General features: G+C 75.1%; 17 protein-coding genes. 5 read left to right on the plus strand and 12 right to left on the minus strand.

Features of this window, described 5'->3' with window-relative positions; genetic code table 11:
- Together ACIRST_RS15280 and ACIRST_RS15285 are read right to left on the minus strand one after the other, a co-directional pair.
- The gene (locus tag ACIRST_RS15280; RefSeq protein ID WP_402802693.1) at positions 1 to 2,877 is read right to left on the minus strand and encodes an ATP-binding protein; all 2,877 of its coding nucleotides are present in this window, start codon (positions 2,875 to 2,877) and stop codon (positions 1 to 3) included.
- An 80-nt stretch (positions 2,878 to 2,957) separates the two neighbouring features.
- Positions 2,958 to 3,431: an ATP-binding protein gene (locus tag ACIRST_RS15285; protein WP_402802694.1), complete on the minus strand. Its 474-nt coding sequence runs from the start codon at positions 3,429 to 3,431 to the stop codon at positions 2,958 to 2,960.
- Positions 3,432 to 4,155: 724 nt separating this feature from the next.
- Between ACIRST_RS15285 and ACIRST_RS15290 the strand changes: the two genes are divergently transcribed.
- Positions 4,156 to 4,812, plus strand: coding sequence for a hypothetical protein (locus ACIRST_RS15290; protein ID WP_350526120.1), 657 nt, complete (start codon positions 4,156 to 4,158; stop codon positions 4,810 to 4,812).
- Between the two features lie 134 nt (positions 4,813 to 4,946).
- Here ACIRST_RS15290 and ACIRST_RS15295 read toward each other — a convergent pair whose 3' ends face one another.
- On the minus strand, positions 4,947 to 6,182 hold the full coding sequence (locus ACIRST_RS15295) for a phosphodiester glycosidase family protein (RefSeq protein ID WP_402802695.1): 1,236 nt from the start codon (positions 6,180 to 6,182) through the stop codon (positions 4,947 to 4,949).
- A gap of 179 nt (positions 6,183 to 6,361) precedes the next feature.
- Here ACIRST_RS15295 and ACIRST_RS15300 point away from each other — a divergent pair, with 179 nt between their 5' ends.
- Entirely contained in the window at positions 6,362 to 6,619 is a 258-nt protein-coding gene (locus ACIRST_RS15300; protein WP_402802696.1) for a hypothetical protein, read from the plus strand.
- Positions 6,619 to 6,780 carry a hypothetical protein gene (locus ACIRST_RS15305; protein WP_350526123.1) on the plus strand — a complete coding sequence of 54 codons (162 nt, stop codon included), beginning with the start codon at positions 6,619 to 6,621 and terminating at the stop codon, positions 6,778 to 6,780. Before ACIRST_RS15300 ends, ACIRST_RS15305 begins: the two co-directional genes overlap by 1 nt.
- Here ACIRST_RS15305 and ACIRST_RS15310 read toward each other — a convergent pair.
- From ACIRST_RS15310 to ACIRST_RS15330, 5 genes are all read right to left on the minus strand, one after another.
- Entirely contained in the window at positions 6,743 to 9,289 is a 2,547-nt protein-coding gene (locus ACIRST_RS15310; RefSeq protein WP_402802697.1) for a lanthionine synthetase LanC family protein, read from the minus strand. The genes ACIRST_RS15305 and ACIRST_RS15310 overlap by 38 nt on opposite strands.
- On the minus strand, positions 9,286 to 10,500 hold the full coding sequence (locus tag ACIRST_RS15315) for a phosphotransferase (RefSeq protein ID WP_402802698.1): 1,215 nt from the start codon (positions 10,498 to 10,500) through the stop codon (positions 9,286 to 9,288). The genes ACIRST_RS15310 and ACIRST_RS15315 overlap by 4 nt, the downstream gene beginning before the upstream one ends.
- Complete coding sequence (locus ACIRST_RS15320; protein ID WP_350526126.1) at positions 10,482 to 10,973, minus strand: hypothetical protein; 492 nt, start codon at positions 10,971 to 10,973, stop codon at positions 10,482 to 10,484. The genes ACIRST_RS15315 and ACIRST_RS15320 overlap by 19 nt, the downstream gene beginning before the upstream one ends.
- Before the next feature lie 432 nt (positions 10,974 to 11,405).
- A complete protein-coding gene (locus tag ACIRST_RS15325) occupies positions 11,406 to 11,822 on the minus strand; it encodes a DUF6294 family protein (protein ID WP_402802699.1) in 417 nt (138 codons plus the stop codon).
- Positions 11,823 to 11,945: 123 nt separating this feature from the next.
- Positions 11,946 to 12,362, minus strand: coding sequence for a hypothetical protein (locus tag ACIRST_RS15330; protein WP_402802700.1), 417 nt, complete (start codon positions 12,360 to 12,362; stop codon positions 11,946 to 11,948).
- A gap of 282 nt (positions 12,363 to 12,644) precedes the next feature.
- Between ACIRST_RS15330 and ACIRST_RS15335 the strand changes: the two genes are divergently transcribed.
- The gene (locus ACIRST_RS15335; RefSeq protein WP_402802701.1) at positions 12,645 to 13,712 is read left to right on the plus strand and encodes a trypsin-like serine peptidase; all 1,068 of its coding nucleotides are present in this window, start codon (positions 12,645 to 12,647) and stop codon (positions 13,710 to 13,712) included.
- A gap of 525 nt (positions 13,713 to 14,237) precedes the next feature.
- Positions 14,238 to 15,290, plus strand: coding sequence for an SDR family NAD(P)-dependent oxidoreductase (locus ACIRST_RS15340; protein ID WP_402802757.1), 1,053 nt, complete (start codon positions 14,238 to 14,240; stop codon positions 15,288 to 15,290).
- A gap of 7 nt (positions 15,291 to 15,297) precedes the next feature.
- On the opposite strand, the gene ACIRST_RS15345 is transcribed toward ACIRST_RS15340, so the two are convergent.
- The 4 genes from ACIRST_RS15345 to ACIRST_RS15360 all read right to left on the minus strand — a co-directional run bounded on the left by ACIRST_RS15345 (position 15,298) and on the right by ACIRST_RS15360 (position 21,511).
- Complete coding sequence (locus ACIRST_RS15345; RefSeq protein WP_402802703.1) at positions 15,298 to 16,386, minus strand: alpha/beta hydrolase; 1,089 nt, start codon at positions 16,384 to 16,386, stop codon at positions 15,298 to 15,300.
- 162 nt (positions 16,387 to 16,548) lie between these two features.
- Positions 16,549 to 19,140: an FtsX-like permease family protein gene (locus tag ACIRST_RS15350; protein ID WP_402802704.1), complete on the minus strand. Its 2,592-nt coding sequence runs from the start codon at positions 19,138 to 19,140 to the stop codon at positions 16,549 to 16,551.
- 74 nt (positions 19,141 to 19,214) lie between these two features.
- A complete protein-coding gene (locus tag ACIRST_RS15355) occupies positions 19,215 to 19,988 on the minus strand; it encodes an ABC transporter ATP-binding protein (protein ID WP_402802705.1) in 774 nt (257 codons plus the stop codon).
- Between the two features lie 206 nt (positions 19,989 to 20,194).
- The gene (locus tag ACIRST_RS15360; RefSeq protein ID WP_402802706.1) at positions 20,195 to 21,511 is read right to left on the minus strand and encodes a sensor histidine kinase; all 1,317 of its coding nucleotides are present in this window, start codon (positions 21,509 to 21,511) and stop codon (positions 20,195 to 20,197) included.
- Between the last annotated feature and the right edge of the window lie 6 nt (positions 21,512 to 21,517).

The following is a 21,517-nucleotide window of genomic DNA, read 5'->3' on the forward strand; positions in this document are numbered from 1 at the left end:
TCACCCTCCTCCGGGGAACACCTTGCCCACGTTCCTCCTGACCGTGCCCAGCTTCCTGAGCACCTGCGCGACGTGCTTCTCCACCGTCCGCTGGGACAGCACCAGGGCCCGGGCGATGTCGTGGTTGGTGGCACCCCGGGCCAGCAGTTCGGCGACCTGCTGCTCGCGCGGGGACAGCCGGTCGCCGTAGCCGCGCCCGCCGCTCGACGGCTCGGGTCGTGCCAGTCCCAGCCCGCGGACCGCGCGCCCGCACCGGGCGGCGTCGGCGCTCGCGCCGAGGCGGGCGAAGCCGTCCAGGGCCTGCGCGAGATACCCGCCCGCCTCCTCGGGCCGCCGCTGCGCGAGCGCGCGGCCGAGGTGCTCCGCGGCGCGGGCGCAGTCGTACGGGCGGCCGATCCCGAGCCGGAGCCGGTGCGCGTCCGCGAAGTGTCCGGCCGCCGCGTCCGGTTCGCGTTCCAGGAGCAGGAGGCCCCGGGCGAGGGCGAGTTCGGCCTCGGCGGCCGGGGCGTCACGCCCGGCGAGGCCGGCTTCGGCGTCGCCGGCCAGGCCTTCGGCGAAGTCCCGGTGGCCGGTGCGCAGTGCGGCGTCGACGGCCGCCGGGACGAGGCCGATGGCCTGTGCCCAGGTGCCGGCCTCCCGCAGGGAGGCGACGGCGGGGGCGGCGGCCGTGTACGCCTTCCCGGGCTCGTCCTGGGCGAGGCGGACGGTGGCGAGCCCGGCGGCGACGTTCAGCGCGTAGCCGACCTGGGCATGCTGCCCCGCGCGGGCGGACGCGGTCCGCAGGTGGTCGACGGCTCGGCCGAACTTCCCTTGGGCAGAGGCGAGTTGCCCGAGGAGAAGCTCCTCCTTGACCTCGGCGACCGGGGCCATCTCCGGGTACTCGGCCCGCAGTGCGGCGAGGCGTTCCGGCAGGCCCGACCAGCGTCCGCCGAAGAAGTCGAAGTGCAGGAGGGCGAACCGGCCGAAGCACACCGCGTTCGTGAGACCGAGCCGTTCGGCGAGCTCCAGGCTTTCGGCCAGCAGCGGCCCGGCACGCCGGTCGTGCCCGGCCATGATCAGCCCGCTGGCCGCGTTGAACAGCGCCCGGGCCGTCTGCCTCAGGACCGCGGCGTCCGCACCCTCGCGGGGCAGCCGGTCGAGCAGGGGCCAGATGCCTGGGTCCGCATCGCGGGCCAGCACGGTGAGCCTGGTGGCCCGCACGGTGGCGCGGGCCACCTCGTCGGTGCTGTCGCGCAGCACCAGGTCGGCCCGGTCGAGCCGGCTCCGGGCCAGGGCGGTGGCGCCGTCGCGTTCGTCGAGCGCCAGGGTGCTCAACACCCGGGCCACCAGGTCCGGGCGGGTGGCGAGTTCGTCGACCGCCCGTTCCAGGTCCTGGAAGCCGGTGCGGTCGCCGCCCTGGTTGGTGGCCAGCACACCGAGGGCGAACCGGATCTCGCCCCGGACGGCCACCGGCAGCCGCGGATCGTCGAGGAGCAGGCGCAACCGCGCGGCGCTCGCCGAGAAGTCCACGCCGTTCACGGTGATCCCGGCCAGTGTGCGGGCGGCCTCGGCGCGGCGGGCGTCGGGCAGTTCGGGCGCGTCGAGGATCTGCCGCAGGAGCCGGGCCGCCGTTCCGTCGTCGCCCAGGGCCACGGACTCGCGGACCGCGTCCTGCGCCCGGTCCAGCCAGGCCCGGCGGTCACCGGTGGCGAGGGTGTGGTGGGCGATCCGGACCAGCGGCGCGGGCGTCCGGGCCTGCAGCACCCGGACGGCCCGCTCGTGCATCCGCACCCGGAGCGGGCCCGGGACGTGCCGGTGGGCGACCTGCTGCGCGAGGACGTGCCGGAAACCGTAGTGGCCGGGCTCGGCCTCCGCCAGGACCGCGGCCCGGAGGGCGGCGGTGAGCCCGTCGGCCGCCGGCTCCGGGTCCAGCCCGGCGACGGCGGCGAGCACCGCCTCCGTGCCGGGCACGGCGAGGACGGCGGCCGCGGCGGCGATCGACGTGCCGTTCGGGGGCAGGGCGTCGAGGCGTTCGATCACCGCCTCGCTCAGCCCGGCCGGGACCCGGGCGCTCCGGAGCCGGCCGACGGGGTCGCGGCCGGCGCCCTCGTCGCGCAGGGTGCGCAGGTCCTCCTCGACGACCAGGGGCAGGCCCTGGCTGCGCTCGTACAGGGCGGCTCCGAGCTCCGGTGTGGCGTCGTGCCCGAGCACGGCCTCGGCCAGGGCGCGCACGTCCGGCCCGGTCAGCCGTTCCAGGGCGATGGTGGCGCCCCCGACGCCCGGCGGGCGGCGGTAGGCGGCTCCGAGCGCGGGCGTTCCCGGCGGGAGGTCCTCCGTCCGGACGGTGAGCAGCAGGCTCAGCCGCCCGGGCAGGTCCCGGGCGAGCAGGAGGAGCAGTTCGCGCGTGGCCTCGTCGGCCCAGTGCAGGTCCTCGACGACCAGGACGACCGGTCCGATCGCCGCCAGCAGGGACCGGACCCCCAGGACGATGCGGTGCTGCCGGGCCCGGGGGCCGTGCGGACCGGGCGGGGGCGGCGGCAGCCGGTCGGCGACGTCCGGCAGCAGCTCCGCGAGCGCGCCCGCCGTGGCCGGGATCCGCTCCGTGGCGGGGAGCAGCGCGCCGGCCCCGCGCAGGGCGTCCACGACGGGCCCGTAGGGAAAGGGTTCGCGCAGCGGGTGGCAGGACCCGGCGAGTACGGGCCGCCCCTCGGCGGCCAGGGCCGCGGTGGCCTCCCGCACCAGCCTGGACTTGCCGATGCCGCCCTCGCCCTCCAGCACGGCCACGGCCGGCGGGTGGCGGAGCGCGTCGAGCAGGAGTCCCAGCTCGCGGTCGCGTCCGACCAGGGCGAACCCCCACCGGGGCGTCGGGGCGTTGTCGCGTCCCACACTCCGCGTCACACGACCACCGCCCTTCCCGGCCACGCTAGTGCGCGGCGGCGCACCGGGCAATCGTGCGCCGGAGGCGGTGAACCTGCTGGTCAAGCGCGGTCGGGGTCGGCGGCGACGGTGGCCACCACCCGGGTGCCGGCCGGCGACAGGAAGGCCAGCCACCCGTCGGTCACCCGGGCGACCAGGTCGAGCCCCCGCCCGAACGCCGCGCCCGCGTCCTCGGGCATCCGGCGCGGCACTTCCCGGGCCTTCCACCGTCCGGAGTCCTTGACCTCGACCGTGAGCTCGGCGCCGCGGTAGGTGATCAGCACGGTGATGTCCGGGCTGCCGCTGTGCAGGACCGCGTTGGTCACCAGCTCGCTGACGACCAGGGCCAGCGCCCTCCTGCGCGCCGGCGGGACGGACCACCGCAGGGCGGTGTGGCAGGCGAACCGGCGCAGCGCCGGGACGGCTTCCAGGGTCGCCGGCATGCTGCTCAGCGCACTGGTCGTCGGCGGGAGGGAGACCGCGTTCCGGCGGCGGGTACGGACGGCCGCGGGCCGGAGGGCTTGGGTGATGACCATGATCAGGCTCCTGGATCGCCCCGCCGTCGGTGCATCGGCGGGCCTGCCTCGACCGTGCGGCAGCGCGCGTCGGCCGGGCAATGGGGGCGGCCGGAAAGGCGTATGCCCAAAGTGCCCGACGTGCCGCTCCCCGGCGATGGGTAGTGCCGTAACAACACCTCCGGGCACCACCCCGAGGACTTCACAGGCCTCGACGATCAGCGATCTTTTCATCATCTGTCCCCGGAATGCACGGTTCCCAGGAATTCTGGCCGACCTGTCTGCCGGTCGTACGTCGCGAAGGCCCGAAAATTCCGGTCACGAGCCCGGCTCACATATTCCGAGAGTGCTGCTCGTGGAAGCACAGACCTTCCGGGACGCGTCGCCGACCCCGCCGCGCCAGCGCTACCTCCACTCCCGTTCGTGGGCGCGGACAGCCCCGGCGACAGCGCCGCAGAGGCTCCTGGCCTGCGGCGCAGGCGCGCGGAGCATGGTGACATACGCCGGAGTGCGCCCCGATGCGGCAGATGGTCGACACCATCCGACGCCTTCCGAGAAGGGCCATCCGTTCACGATCCGAATATCGTGTGCATGACCTTTTCGCGACATGGATCGAACAACACATCTCGCGTCGCACATTCCTCGACTCCCCCTCCCTTAAAGGGATGCGCAATACGTTGGCAACGTGCACAATCATCACCTCCGCGCATTCTCAACATTGCTCCGGAAAGGGGGAGGATCTGTCATGTCCGAGCAGCAGCAGCCGGAATCCGGCGGTCCCGAGACCTCGGGCGGGATCTCCATCGTGGCGAGGTTCAAGGGTCTGACCAGGGAAGGAAGGGTGGCCGTCTCCGCCGGAGCCGGCGTGCTCATCCTGCTCTGCGCGGGCGTTCCGATCGTTCTCTCCCGCGGCAGCGACACCCCTCAGCCACCGCCACCGCCCGCGACGACGGTGGCAACGGCATCGGTCGGCGGCGTCTCGGGGGGCCCGACCGTTCCACTCCCGCCCTGCGGCGAGTCGAAGTCCGGTGTCAGCCTCGGCAGTGCCGACGTCGTCACCGAGCGAACGAAGGCCGAGGTCAAGGCCGAGATCAACTGCGCGGTCCAGCCCGGCGGCCACCTCGTGTGGATGATCGTCCGAGACGGGATGGGGACACCGGAACCACACACCAACTACTACCCGAAGGGAGAGCTGCCGGGTATCAACCCCCTCACGATCCCGGTGTCCGGGGACACTCCCGGGACGGTCCGCACCGTGCAGGTCGCCATCCTGAACCAGGAGACCTTCGAGGCACTGGCCCGCAAGGCCGCCCAGACCACGGACGGCGCGATCCCGGAGAAGGAGATGCCGCCAGCCATGCGCTGGGCATCCAACCCGATGCGCGTGGTCCGGGGAAGTTAGGGCCCGCCACCGGCCTGCCGCTCGGCGGGCCGGTGGCGTACTTGCCCTGGCATACGGGCAGTTGCGGCACGGCGCCGAGCCGAATTGGGCTGCCGTCGGTGGGGCCGAGCGGGCGGTGAGGCCGGGGGCCGGCGCTACCCGGTGAGGATGCCCAGGGCGTTGGGGATCGGGCGCTCCCGGCCGTGGTCGAGGTGGTTGCGCACCGTCAGCTCGCCGGTGGCCCGGTCGCGGGTGACGAGTGTGGCGGAGGCCCCGCCGTCCAGGTAGGCGCCGTCCGGGCAGCCGAGGTCGCGCACCGTTCGGGCGAGTTCGGTCAGCGTCAGGCCGGTGGAGGTGCCCTCGCGTCCGTCGGTGGACACCAGCGTCAGCACCCGCCCGCCGTCCGCGAGGCCGAGCGCGCTGCGCGGCTCGGCGACCGTGTCGTCCAACCCGGCCGGCGCCTCCCCGCCGCGCAGCAGCCGGTGGGCGCCCAGCGCGAAGCGGAAGGGCACCGGCCCGCTCGACGCCAGCCGGTAGTCCACGGCGACCGGCGTGCCGACGGGCAGGCCCGCCAGCGCGCGGGCGCCCGCCTCGCGGCCGAGCAGCACGGTGCTCCCCGCGGGGATCGGACCCGTCCCCGGGGTCGCGGAGACCGCCGCCACCCGGCCCTGGCGGACCGTCACCTCCCAGGTGTCCGACGTGCAGGGGGCCTTCCGCGACTCGTCGCTCCCGCATGCGGCGCGGGCCCGGGACACCGCACCCCAGTCGGAGGTGAACACGCCGATCGAACCGACCGGGAGGGCGTACTGGTTCAGTCCGCCCAGCGGCCAGGCACCGCCGCCCGCGGCCCGCAGCCGGCCTCGCAGCACCAGGCGGCCCAGGCGGGCCACCCCGTCCACACCGACCCCGAGCACGTCCTCGGCCGTGTCACCCGGCGGCGGTTGCCAGCCGAAGCGCTGCGCCTCCGGGACAGCCGCCTTCAACGCCCGGCCCCGGTACACGGCCGGCCCGGAGGTCGCCCCGGTCACCTCGACGCCCGGGTGCTGGTCCTCGCTGATATCGAAGAAGTCCCCGTTCACCGCCGCCACCGCCCGGCGTGCGCCGGCCAGCACGGTCAGCGGCGCGCGGGCGGCCACCGCGCCCGGGAACAGCAGGTCCGCCCGCACGCCCGGTCGGCGCAGGTCGGCACGGACGGCGTACACCCGCGCGCTGCCGTGCGGGGTGCGCACCGTCAGCTCCCGGTACGCCACCCCGGGCGCGAGCGCCGTCCAGCCGGACGCCGCCCCGGGCCCGACCGGCTCCGCCCCGGCGGGCGGGACGACCAGGCCGGCCGGGGCCGCGGCCAGTGCCAGGGCCACCACACAACGCAGCGCAGTCCTCACACCCGCCATGCTGACGGCCGGTACGGCGGTCCCGCCGCACTGCCGTCGGCGCGTCGCGCATCGGCCCGGCCGCCGTCCGCTGGCCGGCCGCCGTCCGCCGTCGAGCGGGCCGACGGACGGAGAGGGTCACAGACACCTGAGTACGCGTACTCAGGCGCGGGGATCGCCGGTCCGGTGAGCATGGGCGGATGAGCGAGGGGCGCCGCGGGCCGGCGAAGGTGAAGCAGTTCCTGGGCGGCGCCGCCGTCATCGCACTCGTCCTGCTGCAGGCGGCGTTCGGCTCCGGTGTCCCCGCTGCGTGGCGGCTGCGGCGGCTGTCCCGTTCGAAGGCCGTCCGGCAGGCCTGCGAGGACGCCGAGGCACAGCTGCGGGCGCGGCTGGCGGCGATCGCGCGGACGTACGAGCTGTGGCCGGTCTTCAGCCAGGCGGTCGACACCTGCACCTGATGACCACCCCGCCACCGCCCGGGAGGGACCGGCACCGCCTGCGCCGGCGGGTCTCGACCGATCCGGCCGGCATGACCGTGGAACGGGCCCGGGAGGAGCACGGCCCGCTCATCGCCTGGACCCTCAGCGCCACGTACTACACGAAGGCGAAGGCCCGGTAGCCCCGCGGCCCTGTTCCTCAGCCGTGTCCCAGAGGCCGAGGAGGACGGACGGTACGGCGGCCGGATCGGCGACGCGCAGGAGGAGGTGCCCGATCCCGGCGGACCCGATCATGAGCGACGGGCTGTCGGCGCCGCCCGGCGAGCCGGAGCGCAGCTCGTCGAGGGAACGCCCGGCCAGGCGGAGCGCGGCGTCGCGTGCTGCGGCGAGGAGGTCCGGGCGGCCGAGGAGGTGGCCGGCGGTCCACAGGACGTCGATCAGCCCCGCGAGGCCGTGGCAGAGGGTGGCGTCCGAGTCGACGAGCGCGATCCGTCGCTGCAGGGTGCTCAGGGTGGTGGCCAGCGCGGCCTCGGTGGAGTGGCGGTAGGCGGCGCGCCGTTCGGGGTCCAGTTGCTCGGCGCGCAGGCGGGTCAGGGCGATTCCGGGGGCGCCGTTGCACCACGCCACCATGAACGCCGGGCCGCCGGAGGTGTCGTAGGGGCGTTCCCGGTGGTCGGGCCAGTTCCCGGCCGCGGGGTCGAACTGGGCGTCCTCGGCGGCGAATCCGTCCCGGGCGGCCCGCAGGAGGGTACGGTCTCCGGTGCTCCGGGCGAGCGCCATGAGGGCCAGCGCGACACCGGCCGCGCCGTGGGTCAGGCCCGTCCACGGGGGTGTGTCCGGCGTGCGGTTCCGTCCGGCCGGCCCGGATGCGGTGACGTGGGCGAGGAGCGCGGACCCGAGTGATTCCGCCCGGGCGAGGGCCGGGCCCGGCCTTCGCCAGCCGGGTGCCTCGGCGAGTTGCAGGAGAGCGAGGACGGCTCCGGCCCGCCCGGCCATCAGGTCGTCCTCGGCGTCGCCGTCCGGGTCGTCGACGAGGCTGTCGAGCAGCGGCTCGACGGGACCGGTGCCGGGGGCGTCGCCGAGCAGTCGGCGGATCCGTACGGCGGCCAGGAGCACGCCCGGCAGGCCGGTGTACAGACCGGGTGGGGCCGGGGTGGAGCGGGTGGGGCGTTGTGCGGCGGCGAGGGCCGCGGCCAGCGCGCCGTGTGCGGTGCGGGCGAGCTCCTCCTCGCCGGTGCCGGCGGCGAGTTCGGCCAGGAAGAGGGCGGTGCCGGCGGTGCCGGAGTAGAGGTCGGGGCCCAGCGTGCCCGATCGCGGTGTGAAGGCGTTCGGGCCGACGCGGCCGGTGAGGGTGCGTGCGATCCACGTGCAGCGGGTCCGGGTGGACTCCCAGCGGGCGTCGGCGCAGATCGACCGGCCGATGTGGCGGGCGGTGGCGAGCAGGGCGTCCGGGTCGGCGGTACGGGGCGGGGGCGCTGCGCTGCCTGGTGGTCCTGCGCTGGGTGACGGTCCGGCGCTGGGCGACGGTCCGGCGCTGCCCGGCGGTCCTGGCCGGTGGCCGCGGGGTCCGGGCCGTCGGCCCCGGCCGGGCCACTCGTAGCCGGTGCGCGAGTTCGCCGCCAGGTGGGGAGCGAGGGGGTCGAGACCGCGGCGCCGGAACTCCGCTGCCACGGCTGCGGTTGCCCGCTCCGGGCGGGTGGGGCCCTGCGGGCCGTCCTCGTCGTACAGCCGCCACAGTGCGTCCGCCACCAGCCGGCAGCGGTGCCGGCCGAAGCTGGTGCCCGGGCCGGGGTCCTCGGCCAGTCCCAGGCCGTGGTCGAGGCGGAGGGTGAGCAGCGGCGGGTCGGCCCGCAGGTCCGGTGCCAGGCGCCGGTGGACGCTGCGGAGGACGGGGAGCGCCTCGGGGTAGCGGGTCCGGGGGAGGTAGAGGACTCCCGCGTCCGCCCGGGCGTACCGCGAGGGGTCGCGCAGGACCTTGAGCGTGAAGGGGACCGCCGCGGAGTCGAGGCCGGTGCGCAGGGCGTCGAGCAGGGCGGGGGCGCCGCCGTCCCGCAGGTGCCAGTAGAGGCGGACCAGTCCGGCGGCCTGGTCCGCGGCCGTTCCGGGGTCGGAGCCGGTCACCGTGTGGAAGCCGGTCAGGAGGTTGCGCCGGACGCGGGGGGCGAGGACCAGGCAGGCGTCACCGACGGCCGGCAGCGCGGGTTCGCCGGGCGCGGCGGCGTCGGCCGGGCGCGCGCGCTCCGAGGCCGGGAGCGCGCGGACCCGCGCGGGCGCCGTCCAGTACACGACGCCGTTGCTCCGGACCTGCACCCGGCCGTCCGGGCCCGCCCCGACCAGCCGCCAACCCCTCTCCCACACCCAGTCGTCCGGGACGGCGGCGCTCAGGGCGGCGGCGAAGCGCCCGGCGAGGTCGGCGTCGACGATCCCCGGCTCCAGCCGGCCGCTCGGCCGGACGTAGCAGCGCCAGTAGAGCGCGGAGGCCAGGTCCTCCACCCGGTCGCCCGGCGCGGTGCCGGGCGGTGCGCCCTGCCCCGGGGGCTGCCCGGGGGGCCGCCCCTCGCCCTGCCCTGCAGCCTGGCCCGGACCGGCCGGTGTGCCCCGGACGTGGGCCCGTTCCGCATCCGGGATGGTGACCGCCAGCGTGAGCGCCGTCAGGTCCGGATGGAGTGCCACCGTGGTGCCCGTGGTCATGTGAGGGCCAGGAACTCGGTCGCCGCCCGGTCCGGGTCGGTGAAGATGTTGGCCGCGATCTCCAGCATCGCGCAGCCGCCGACGGACACGGCCTCGCTGCGGCCGGCCTCCTCGACCTGGGTCTGGACCAGCCGGGCCGCGGTGAACGCCGCGGTCCGGGCGGCCAGGTCCCGTTGCGCCGTCACCGTCGGCGGGCGCACCGACAGGTACGCCCGCCACACGGCGCGGCAGGTGGCCTGCAGGACGAGGCCCGCGGCGGCGACACCCGGTCCGGTCGGGGGCGGGCCCGTGCCGGTCGGGCGGGACGGGGGTGCGGCGAGGGCGGGATCGAGGACGGGGCCGAGGGCCGCCCGGACGACCGATTCGAGCAGCCCTGCCAGGTCCTGGGCCGGGTCGCCCAGGTGCCACAGCTCCCAGTCCACCAACCGGATGTCCCGACCACGGGCCGCGCCGGGGTGGGCTTGAGGCGGACGCGCCGCGGCGGGGCGGACCAGCACGTTGGCGGCCCGAACGTCGCCGTGGACGACGGTTCCGGGCCGCCAGCGGCTCACCAACCCGGTGAGCCCCGAGCTGAGTTCGGAGGAACTCTGGACCATCTCCACCAGCATCAGCGTGCCGCGGCTGGCGGTGCACAGCAGCCACGGGTCGGGGCGGCCGTAGTCGGTCACCGGAGCCACCTCGGGCGGTGCCGTGGGTGCCGCGGTCCAGTCCGGGCCGGCCGCGTGGAGCTCGCCGAGCAGGCGGCCGGTCTCCTGGTAGAGCGAGACGGGGAACTCCCCGGCCGGGCGCTCCCGGACGATGTCGCCCAGTCCACGGTGCTCGGGGCGGAACTCCAGGACCAGGAGGGGCCGTTGCCGGTCGGCGTGCACCAGCCGCACGAGCAGGGCGTCGAAGGGGTGGCCCCGCCCGGCGGCGGCGCGGTAGAAGTCGATCTCGGAGCGCAGCGTCGACCGGCTCATGGGCGACTGCTCGTTGGGCACCTTGACGAAGTATCCGCTGCCGTCGGGCCGCGTGATCACCAGATTGCGGTTGCGTCGGGCACCGACCTCAACGGCCAGGCCGGTGTCGACGACCTCGTCCGCGCTCAACACCCCTGCTGCCACCAGCTCGTCGACCGTGCCCAGCGCCGTGGGGGCCGCCTGGTCGGGCACCTGCGCCACGTCCGGCACCTGCATGGCCTGGCCGGTCCCGCTCAGCAGCAGTCGGGGCACTGGGGCCAGACGTCCGTGCCCGAGCACGGCCAGGTGCCGGTGGTCGCCTCGGTGACCGAGATCTCGGTGGGGCACGTCCAGAACGGGTCGGACTCCGGCTCCTTCTGGTGGATCGCCCGGGACACCAGCCGGGAGGCGAACCGGCTGCGCAGGCGCCCCTGAAGGAACGCCGCCGGACCGGTCACCTGGTTGACCCGCACCAGACGGACCTGCGCGGCGTCCCTGATCCAGAGCCGACGGGGGCTGTCGGCGTTGTCCGGGTCGACCGACGCGGTGCGGACCACATCGTCGGCGGCGAACTCGTAGTAGCTCGCCAGGGTCACGTCGACGTAGAGCCGGATGAGGTCGTCCGTCGGCCCGGTGCCGACGTAACCGACCAGCACGGTCAGGTTGTCGCCCGACGGTTCGGAGCCCGGTCTCGGCGTGAACGAGTGCGGGGAGAGGTCCCGCTGGTCCTTGCTGTCGCCGCTCATCGGAGTGCCCTTTCCGCCGGCACGGCGCCGCCCGTCGACCGCACGGCGTCCCTGGCACGAGCCGAAGACGGCGTCGGCCCGCGCGCATGCCGGTCCTTTCTCCCACCATAGGCCTCACCGCCCGCCGACGCCGCGCCAACTCCCCTGCAGGAAGGCCGGATCCGGCGTCGCCGACGGGCGAACACACGGAGTGCGGCCACCCGCTGTGATCGCCGCTGGTCCGGTCCGTTCCGCGCCGCCGAGCGCCACGTTCCGTGGCCGGTGCCGGCGCGGACTCGAACGGCGTGGGCCCGGCCGGTCGCGGTTCCGTCCCGAGCCGCCGCCGTCCGCCGGGCTGCCGCCGGCACCTGGCGCCCACCGGAACGGGGTCGGCCCACGCCCGTGGGCCGACCCCGTCGTTCGGCCCTCGCCCGGGGTCGGCGCGGGATTGCCTCAGCAGTGGTACTGCATCGTCATCCGCGAAGCGAAGGGGAAGACAAATGCCGGGAAGGTGAGATGGTTGTCGATCCAGGTGACCACGTGACCAGGGGGAGAGAGGCTCGGTGATGAGATCCTCGGGAAAATGTGCAGCTGATGGCCGTTCCTGTCGAACAGTGCGAACGTCGCCAGCCAGGAGTCGTCTCCGGCTGTCGACATGACGTTGTTCGCCCGCCACTGGCAGGTTCCGTCGGAGAAGATCAGGAAGGTGGCTGCGCCGAGTTCGCAGTGTCCGGCGAAGAACGGCCCTTGGAAGTCGAATTCGATGTGTTGCAGTACGGGAAACTCCACCTCCCGCACGGTGTCGCTCAACGCGATTCCGTCGGCCGGGCTGTTGATTGTTTCCTTGGGCTTCAATATTCCTTCGGTCATGGCGCTCTCCTCCAGTAGCTGTAGGGGCTACGTGAGACGGTGCCCCGGCGATCGCACGGCGTGCCGGGATCCGCGTGCGGGTTCGGCGACGCGCATGCGGACATCCCGGATCCGGAAGGCCACTTACCCGGCTGTTGCGCCCGCCGTGACGCGGACCACGATCGTGATGCAGTCGAACGTCGTGTGGCCCACGCCGAGATCCTTGGCCAGCGTGACGGTCAGCCTGTAGTCCCCGGCCGAGAACGGCCCGACCGAGGGGTTCATCAGCGGCCCTGCCGTACCGGCGCGGAGGTCGGGTTCGGTGAAGTCGCTCGCGGCCCCGTCCACGTCACTGTCGAAGACGGTGTCGTGATCGACGCTGTCCGATCCCGGGCATCCTTCCGGGATGCTCTGAATGACCAGCCGATCGACGAAGGAGGAGATGTCGTGGTTGCTGACGTTGCGCGCGGACCATTGGACGCGAAAGGAATCGTCATCGTGAATGATCGAAATATCAGGGGTGATCGGATTGCTGACGTTGGCAAAAATGATGTCCGTCATGACGTGACTCCCGTCCGCCGAAGAGGTTCCGTGCATGTGCCGGGGGCCCGCTTACAATCATTCACCGAGGATCACTCCGGCGCCAGTAGCGGCGGCATGTCCGGCGGCCCCCGCGGTTGTCGAACGCCCGCTGGGCGGCCGCACCATGGAGGTAACGCAGGTACGCCCGGCACGGATTGTCCGAAGCACCGCGTGAACGCTGTCGAGACGCCCGGCCCGGGGCCCCTGGGCCGGAAGGCGGCGTGGCCGTGACCGGGCCCGTCCTGCGGGGGTTGCACCGGCATGACGATCCCTCCGCTGCCCCGGCTGCCGATCCCCGCCCCGCTCGACCCCGGCTCCGAGCCCGAGCCCGAGCCCACACCGGTCGAGGGACACGGCCGGGCGCCCTCGTCCGCACGGCGGACACGAGCCGCCGGACGGGCCGCGGCGGTCGCCTCCGCCCTGGTGCTGGGTGCCGGGCTCGCCCCGACCGCGTCGGCGGCAACCCCGTACCAGGGCAACCCGGTCGCGGAGCAGCTCGGCAGGTACTGGACCCCGGCCCGCATGGCGGCCGCGCGGCCCGTCGGCCCCGAACCCGCCGCGCCGGGCGCGCCGGCCACGGCGGACGGGCCCCGGCCCGGCGAGTTGGTCCCCCCGAGCAGGAGCTTCGACGGCATGCCGCAGACCGGCACGTTCTTCTGGACCGACGCCGTCGGGACGCACCGCACCTGCACCGGCTCCGTGGTCCGCAGCCCCGGCCACGACCTCGTGCTGAGCGCCGGGCACTGCCTCACCGGATCCTCCGGCACCTCCCCCAGGCGGCACCTGGGATTCGTTCCGCAGTACCACGACGGACTCGCGCCGTTCGGCATCTTCCCGGTCAGGACCGGCGGCGTCTACGTCCCGCAGGAGTACTACGACCGGGGACCGCACGGCGGGGCCGCGTACGACTTCGGCTTCGCGAGGACCGAGCCCGACCGGGACGGCCGGCGGATCGAGGACGCGGTCGGCGCGGTCGAGCTGCTCACCGGCTCCGGCCACCGGCACGCTGCGGTGCGGATGATCGGGTACCCGGCCGCCGCACAGAGGCCACTGGAGTGCCTGAGCCGGACCACCCGGTGGGCCAGCGACGACCCCGCGGATCCCGGCACCTTCGTGCGCATCGCGTGCGACGGCTTCGTCGGCGGGACGTCGGGCGGGCCCATGCTGGTGCCCCGGCCCGGCGGCTGGGCCGTGATCGGGACCATCGGCGGCTACCACATCGGCGGCAACACCCGTCAGGTCTCCTACAGCGCCTACTTCGGCTCCGTCACCCGCGCCCTGTACGAAGCCGCGACCACCGACGCAGCCCCGGCGGGGCCGAGTTCCTGAGCCCGGACCCGGGGACCCGGGAATCCCACGGCCGTGTCGGTCGGGCCGACCGGCCGGGGTCTCGCGAGCGATGGGGGTGACTCGCGAGGCCCCGGCCGTGTGGGAGGCCAGCCGCGGTGACGGGGGGCGCGGCTGCTCGGCGGCCCGACTGCGGTGGGGCCGCCGTGCCGGGAATGCTAGACCCGCGAACCGGCCACGAACAAGGCTTTGACCTGGGAACTTTCGGCCGCGGACATGCCATCCGGAAGGGGTCGCTCCGGACCCCCGGGTTCCTCGGCCGTCCGTCCGTACGCGCCCGAGGAAGCGGGGGCACTCTGCACGCCGAGCCGGGCCGCGCGGGGGAGACGCCGGGCCGAGCCGCGCGATGTCGGCCGAGTGTCGGCGGGCTGTCAGCGGGGACAGCGACCTGTCGGCGGGCTGTGAGCCGCCGCCGGGACGGTGGGAGCCGGACGCGGCCCGCCGTGCAGGTGCGGGCCCGCCCACAGCCAGACCACTCCGAGCCTCCGGGAGCCCGCCATGCCCGCCATGCCCGCCACTTCCTCCGTACCCTCCGTACCCTCCGTACCCTCCGCGTCCCGGGCCTCGCTGTGGGACGTCCACCGGCTGCCTCCCGCAGCAGGAAGGAACGTCCTGGTCACCGGCGGCAACGCGGGGATCGGGTACTTCGTCGCCGAGCAGCTCGCCGGGGCCGGGGCCACGGTCGTCCTCGGGAGCCGCGACCGGGCGAAGGCCGAGGCCGCGATCGCCTCCATCGGCTCGCGCGTCCCCGGCGCCAGGGTGCGGCACGTGGCCCTGGACCTGGCCGGCCACGCTTCGCTCGGGGCCTCCGTGGACGCGCTCGGGCTGGACCGCCTCGACGCGGTCGTCCACAACGCCGGTGTGGCGCTCGACCATCCGCCGCGGCGCGAGACCAGGGACGGCCACGAGCTGATGTTCGCCACCAACCACCTGGGCCACTTCGCACTGACCCACCACCTGGCCCCGCTGCTCATGGCGACCCCGGGCAGCCGGATCGTCACCACCGGCAGCTTCGCCGCCAAGTCCGAACGCCTGGACCTCGACGATCTCCAGAGCGCGCGCGACTACCGGCCCAAGCGCGCCTACGCGCGGTCCAAGCTGGCCCAGATGCTCTTCGCCGTCGAACTCGACCGCCGCCTGCGCGCCGCCGGCAGCACGACGCTGAGCATGCTCGTCCACCCCGGCGGCGCACTCGACTCCCTCACCCCTTCGCGCCCGCCCGTCCACGTCCGGACCACCGGCGAACGGCTGCGCCACCTACCGCTCGGCCTCGTCGTCCAGGGCAAGGACGCCGCCGCGTGGTCCGCTGTCCGGGCCGTCCTCGACCCGGGCGTCCGCGGCGGCCAGATGTGGAGCCCCCGGGCGTTCGGGCTGCGCGGTGCGCCCAGGATCGAACCCCTCTGGGACCACCTCACGGACGCCACGGCCGCGGCACGCCTGTGGGCCGCCTGCGCCGACCTGACCGGCGCCGACCCGATGGCCGCTCACCGCGCCGAGGGTCCGGCGGGCGGCCCGGGCCGCCCGCCGGTCCCCACCGATGCCGGCCGTCCGTCTATCTGACGTGTCGTCAACTGTCGTTCTGCGGACCGGTGAGGTTCTTGGTGAGCCATTCCAGCCCCATCGGGATCAGCTTCTCGAAGTCCACGGTCTTGTGCCGGCCGCCCGGCTGCTCGTAGTACTCGACGGTGGTCGGGGGGACGGCCTTGGCGACCCAGTCCTTGACCAGGTTGACCTCGTAGGAGGTGCCGCCGCCGGCGGTGGCGAGCATCCTGACGTCGGCCTTGCTGGTGGCGATCAGCTTGTCGGGGCCGTTGGCGGCCTGCTCGGCCTCGTGCCCCTTCCACAGCAGGGAGTCCGCCTTGAAGTCGCCGTCGATCGGCACGGCGGCCCGGTAGACCTCGGGGTGCTGCAGGGCCAGCTTGGCGCTGCAGTCCGCGCCGCTGGAGGCGCCCATCAGGCCCCAGCTGTCGGCGCCCTTGAGGGTACGGAAGTTGGCGCGGACGAAGTCCGGGACGTCCTGGGACAGCCAGGTGCCCATCTTCGGCTGGCCGGGTATGTCGGAGCAGTCCAGGGACCGGTGCTCGTCGCCCGTCAGGTTCTGCACCGGCATGATCATGATGAAGGGGTGCGCCTTCTGCTCCTGGACGAGCTGGGCGTCGATCTCCTGGACCGGCAGCTGGTTGTCCGTCCAGGTGTTGTAGCCGTTGCTCTGACCGCCCGCGAAGAGGGTGAGCACGGGGAAGCCGGACTTGGCGTACTTCGGGTCACCGTACTGCGGCGGCAGCCAGACCCAGACCTGGGCGGAGACCCCGGACTTCCGGCCCGCCAGGGTGGTCATCATGATCGGCCCGGCCTTGGTGTCCCGGGCCTTCTTCAAGTCGGCGGCCGGGCCGGTCGGCAGCACGACCCTGGAGTCCTTCGGCGGCGCGCCGCCCGCCGCACCGGACGGGGCGGACGAGGTGCCCGCCGCCGTGTTGCCGCCCGCCCCGGGACGGGCGGCCGACGTGCTGCCACTGCTGCAGGCCGCCAGCGCGGCGGACAGTGCGAGCGCGGTGACACCGGCCAGGACCGCCCGGGTACGCGCCGGCCGCGACGCCGACGGCGACTGCGGCGGCGACGGCGGCGGTGACTGCGGCGGTGACTGCGGCTGGTGCACGGTGAGAGCTCTCCGATCGGTGTCCTGGACGGCGCCCCCGCTCCGGGTGGAGCGGGGGCGCCGTCCCCGATTCATGACGATGCTTCAGCCCGTGCGCGTTGCCCGGCTTCGCCGGACCGTTCGGGAAACCGCCCCCGCCGACCAGGGCCGGGGGCGGGTGCCTCATCCCTGCGCGGTCGCCGTCAGGGGGCCGAGCGCGGCCGCGCGACGGGCCGGCACCGCGGCGGCCAGGGCGCCGATCACCAGCGAGGCGGCGCACACCAGGAGCAGCGTCCCCCAGGGCAGTGCCATGGCGTAGTGCTCGACCGCGCCGGTGGCCAGCGGGCCGACGGCCCAGGCGCCGGCCAGTCCGGCGGCCAGCCCGAGCAGGGTGCCGAACGCGGCGATGGTCACCGCCTCCAGGCGGATCATCCGCCGGACGCCCCCGCGGTCCAGGCCGACGGCCCGCAGGAGGCCGATCTCGCGGGTGCGCTCGGCGACCGACACGGCCAGGGTGTTGACGATGCCGAGCGCGCCGATCACGGCGCCGACCGCGAGCATCCCGTACAGGACGGCCAGCAGGTCACCCATGGTGCCGGCGGCCTCGCGGACGAACCCGTCGCGGTCCTGCACCTTCAGCAGCGGGCTGTTGCCGACGGCGGTACGCAGCCGCTCCGCCATCGCCTTCGAGCTGCCGTCGGTGCGCACGAGGATCCGCTGGACGGAGCCGGGCAGGTAGCTGTCGGGCGCCACCTCGGCGCGGCCGGCGAGCACGTCGAGCGCGGTCGGGTTGTCCCGGTAGACACCCACGACAGTGTACGGGCGGGCTTCCCGGGCGCGGCCCATGCGGGCGTCGAGGCGGTCCCCGGGGCTGAGGTGGCGCTCGCGGGCGACGGTGGCGGAGACGGCGATCCGGCCCGGACCGAGGTCCCGGACGGAGCCACTGGTCACGTCGAGCCGCACGACGGTGCCCACCGCGTCGGGGTCGACGCCCGCGACCTGCAGGACCGCTCCGCCGGCCACCAGGGTGGAGTCCGTGACGCCGCTCGCCGCCCGCACCCCTGCGGTCTCTGCCACCCGCCGGACGGCGGCCGCGTCCACGCCGTCCGTGGTGGAGCGGGAACCGATCACGTAGTCGGCGGCCAGCCCGGCCGCCGCCCGGTGGTCGAGGGCCCGCGCGGCGGAGTTGCCGATGGTGGCGAGCCCGGTGACCAGCGCGGTGCTGATCATCAGCGTGGCGGCGGTCGCGGCGGTGCGCCGCGGGTCGCGCAGCACGTTCTCGCGGGCGAGTCGCCCGGCGACGCCGAAGCGGCCGGTGAGCCGTCCGAACGACCGGACCACCGGGGTGGCGAGCACCGGCGCGAGCGTGATCAGGCCACCGCCCAGGAGGGCGCAGCCGAGCATCGCGCTCCGCAGGTTCCCCTCCGAGGCGTCCTTGGCACCCCGCAGCGACACCAGCAGAGCGGCGCCGAGGACGGCCAGGGCGAGGCCCGCCGCGGTGCGCAGGCGCAGTCGGCCCGCGGGCGGCTGCTCGGCCGTCCGCAGCGCCTCGATCGGTGCGACCCTCGCCGCCCGCCGGGCCGGCAGCCACGCGGCGGGCACGGTGACGCCCACCCCCACGGCCAGCGCCGCGACGACGGAGTCCGGGCCGATCACCAGGGGGCCGCGGGGCAGATCGCCGCCGAGGAGGCCGGGCAGCAACGAGGCGATGCCGAGGCCGAGCAGGAACCCGGCCGCCGACGCAAGGAGCCCCACCAGCAGGGCCTCCAGGAGGACGGAGCGCGCCACCTGGCGGCGCTGCGCGCCGATCGCCCGCAGTAGTGCGACCTCCTTCGTGCGCCGTGCGACCAGCATGGTGAAGGTGTTGACGATGAGGAACGAGGCGATGAACAGCGAGACCCCGGCGAAGACCAGCGGCAGCTTCTCGTAGCCGCGGGTCAACGTGCCGACGAGGACGGCCTGTTGGGCGGCCTGGGCGGCGCCGGTGGTGACCTCGAAACGGTCCGCGGGGAGCACGGCGGCGACCCGGCGCGCGAGCTCGGACGGGTCGGTGCCGGGCGCGGCGGCGAGGTCGATTCCGGTGTAGTGGCCCGGGGCGGCGAACAGTTGCTGGGCGGTCGCCCGGTCGAACAGGACGAGCGTGCCGCCGGCGGTCACCCGGGTGTCGTCGGTGGTGACGATGCCGACGAGTCGCTTGGTCATCGCCGGCCCGTCGGTGGCGAGCGTGACCGGCTCGCCGAGTTTCAACCGGCCGGCGGCGGCCGTGCCGCGGTCCACGGCGATCTCGCCGCCGTCCTTCGGGCCCCGGCCCGCCACCAGCGGGTAGCGGCCGTCCGTGCCGTCCGTGCCGCTCGTTCCGTTGGTGCCGTTCGTGCCGTTCGTGCCGTTCGTGCCGCTCGTGCGCGGGACGTAGGCGGCGGCCTGGTTCGCCCACCGCGCACCGACCCGCAGCGGGGTGCCGTCCGCGGCGTTCAGGACGGCCGAGCCGTCGGCGGTCGGCCGGACGGCCGCGACGCCGGGGACGTCGGCCAGCGTCCGCGCGAGGAGGTCGTCGAGCACGCCGGGCTGCTGCCCTGCGGCGGCCCCGGGCCCGGCTTCCCTGGCTGTCACGGTGACCGCGATGTCGGCGAAGTCCCTTGAGGCGGCGGCGCGGTGGGCCGCCGCGGTGGAGTCCGCGAACACGAGGGTCCCGGACACGAACGCGACGCCGAGGCACACCGCGAACACGGTCATGGCCAGCCGGGCCTTGTGCACCAGGGCGTTGCGCACAGCCATTCTCAACACGGTCGTCCTCCTGGGGAGTCGGCGAGGTCGGGGGGTCAGCGGTTCCGGGGTCAACGGTTCCGGGGTCAACGGGCGGCGGCGCGCGCGTCGGAGCGCTGCATGACGGCCAGCACCCGGTCGGGAGTGGGGCGCACCATCTCGTCGACCAGGCGGCCGTCGGAGAGGAAGACCGCCCGGTCGGCGAACGAGGCGGCGACGGGGTCATGGGTGACCATGACCACGGTCTGGCCCAGTTCGCGGACGGAGTCGCGCAGGAAGCCGAGGACCTCCGTCCCCGTGCGGGTGTCGAGGTTCCCGGTGGGCTCGTCGGCGAAGACGACCGCGGGCCGCCCGGCCAGGGCCCGGGCGACGGCGACGCGCTGCTGCTGCCCGCCGGACAGTTGCGCGGGCCGGTGGCCGAGACGGTCGGCGAGGCCGACCATGGCGACCACGCGGTCCAGCCAGCGCGGGTCGGGGGCGCGCCCGGCGAGGGCGAGCGGCAGGGTGATGTTCTCCAGCGCGGTGAGGGTCGGCAACAGGTTGAAGGCCTGGAAGACGAAACCGAGCCGGTCCCGGCGCAGCCGGGTGAGCTGCCGGTCGTCGAGGGTGCCGAGCTCGGTGGTGCCGATGCGCACCGAACCGGAGCTGGGGGTGTCGAGACCGGCGGCGCAGTGCAGCAGGGTCGACTTGCCGCAGCCGGACGGGCCCATGATCGCGGTGAACTCGGCCTCCCGGAAGCCGATGCTCACGCCGTCCAGGGCGGTGACGCGGGTGTCGGCGGCGCCGTAGACCTTCGTCAGGTCGGTGGTGGCGGCCGCGATGCCGGGGGTGTGGCTCAGGGCCAGGGGGTCGACGGTCACGGGGGCTTCCTCCTCGGTGCGGGAACTGCACGTCGAAGGGTGTCCGGGGAACGTATCGGAGCCCCCGGCCGTCGTGTATCGGCCGCCGCTCCGGTGCGTATCGGTTCGGCGGCCGCGCTGTCGGGACGGCCGTCGGTCGGGGCGCTGCCGGCCGTCGGGGGGCCGTCGGCCGTCGGGGGGCCTGCCGTGGTGTGGCTGCCCGGCCGTCAGTCCGGCGGCAGGGACAGGGTGGCGACGGCGCCACCGTCCGGGGCGTTGTCCAGGCGCAGTCCGGCACCGAGGAGCCCGGCCTGGCCGAACGCGATGGTGAGGCCGAGGCCGTGGCCCGAGCCGCGCTCCCGGGAGCCGGTATGGAACCGGCGCGGGCCGTGGAGCAGCAGGTCCGCCGGGAAGCCGGGACCGTGGTCGCGCACGACGACCGTCCGTCCGGTGACGGCGACCGTGATCGGGGCGGCGCCGTGGCGGTGGGCGTTGACGACGAGGTTGCCGACGATGCGTTCCAACCGGCGCGGGTCGGTCTCCACGAACCCGGCGCGCTCCCTGTCGTCCGAGCTGCCCGCTTCCACGGTGACCTCGGCGTCGAGGCCCGTACGCGCGACCGCCTCCGCGACGACGGCGCCGAGCGGCACCCGGGCGCGGACCGGCTGTTCGGCCCCGGCGTCGAGGCGGGAGATCTCCAGCAGGTCCTCGACCAGCCCGCGCAGGTCCCGTACCCGGTCGCGCAGCAGGTCCTCCGTCTCGCCCGGCGGCAGCAGGTCGACGGCGGCGATCAGGCCGCCGACGGGGGTGCGCAGCTCGTGGGCCACGTCCGCGGTGAACCGCCGCTCGGCGCCCAGGCGTCGGCCGAGACTGTCGGCCATGAGGTCGACGGCGGTGGCGATGTCGGCCACCTCGTCGCGGCCCCCGGTCGGCCCGGTGCGGGCGTCGAGGTCCCCGGCGGAGATCCGGCCCGCGGTCTCGGAGACGCGCCGCAGCCGCCGCGCGAGCAGCCCGGCCCCGTACACCGCGACGGGTACGGCGGCCCCGAGCGCGATCAGCGAGGCCACCGTCACGATCACGTCGAGCCGGTCCAGGGTGTGGAGCTCGGGGCTCATGTTGATCCGGACGGCGAGCACCGGGCTGCCCGGCCCCGCGGTGCGCTGGGCGCCCCAGACGCTCGGCCCGAGGTTCCCGTCGACGCTCCCGTCGTAGGCCGTGTGCCGGTCGTCGTCGCCGGGGGCGCGCAGCGCGGCGGGCAGGTCGGGCGGGTCGAGCGCGGCGCCGTCCACGAGCGCGCCGGTGCGACGGTAGACGTCCACGGCCGAGTAGACCGTGTTGAAGGCCCGGGCGTCGGCGCGGCTGCGGATGTCCTGCGCGGTCCACAGGTGCACCAGGACGCCGACGGCCGCCGCGACCAGGCAGGCGGTGAGGGCGGCCAGCGCGGCGATCTTCCACCGGAGCGACGTACGGCGCGGACGGCCCGGACGACTCAGGCGGTCCGAACGACCCGGACGACCCGGACGGTCCGAACGGTCCGTTCGCATCCCGCG

Origin of the sequence: Kitasatospora sp. NPDC101447 (assembly GCF_044767225.1) — a bacterium.
In the GTDB taxonomy this organism is placed as follows: domain Bacteria; phylum Actinomycetota; class Actinomycetes; order Streptomycetales; family Streptomycetaceae; genus Kitasatospora.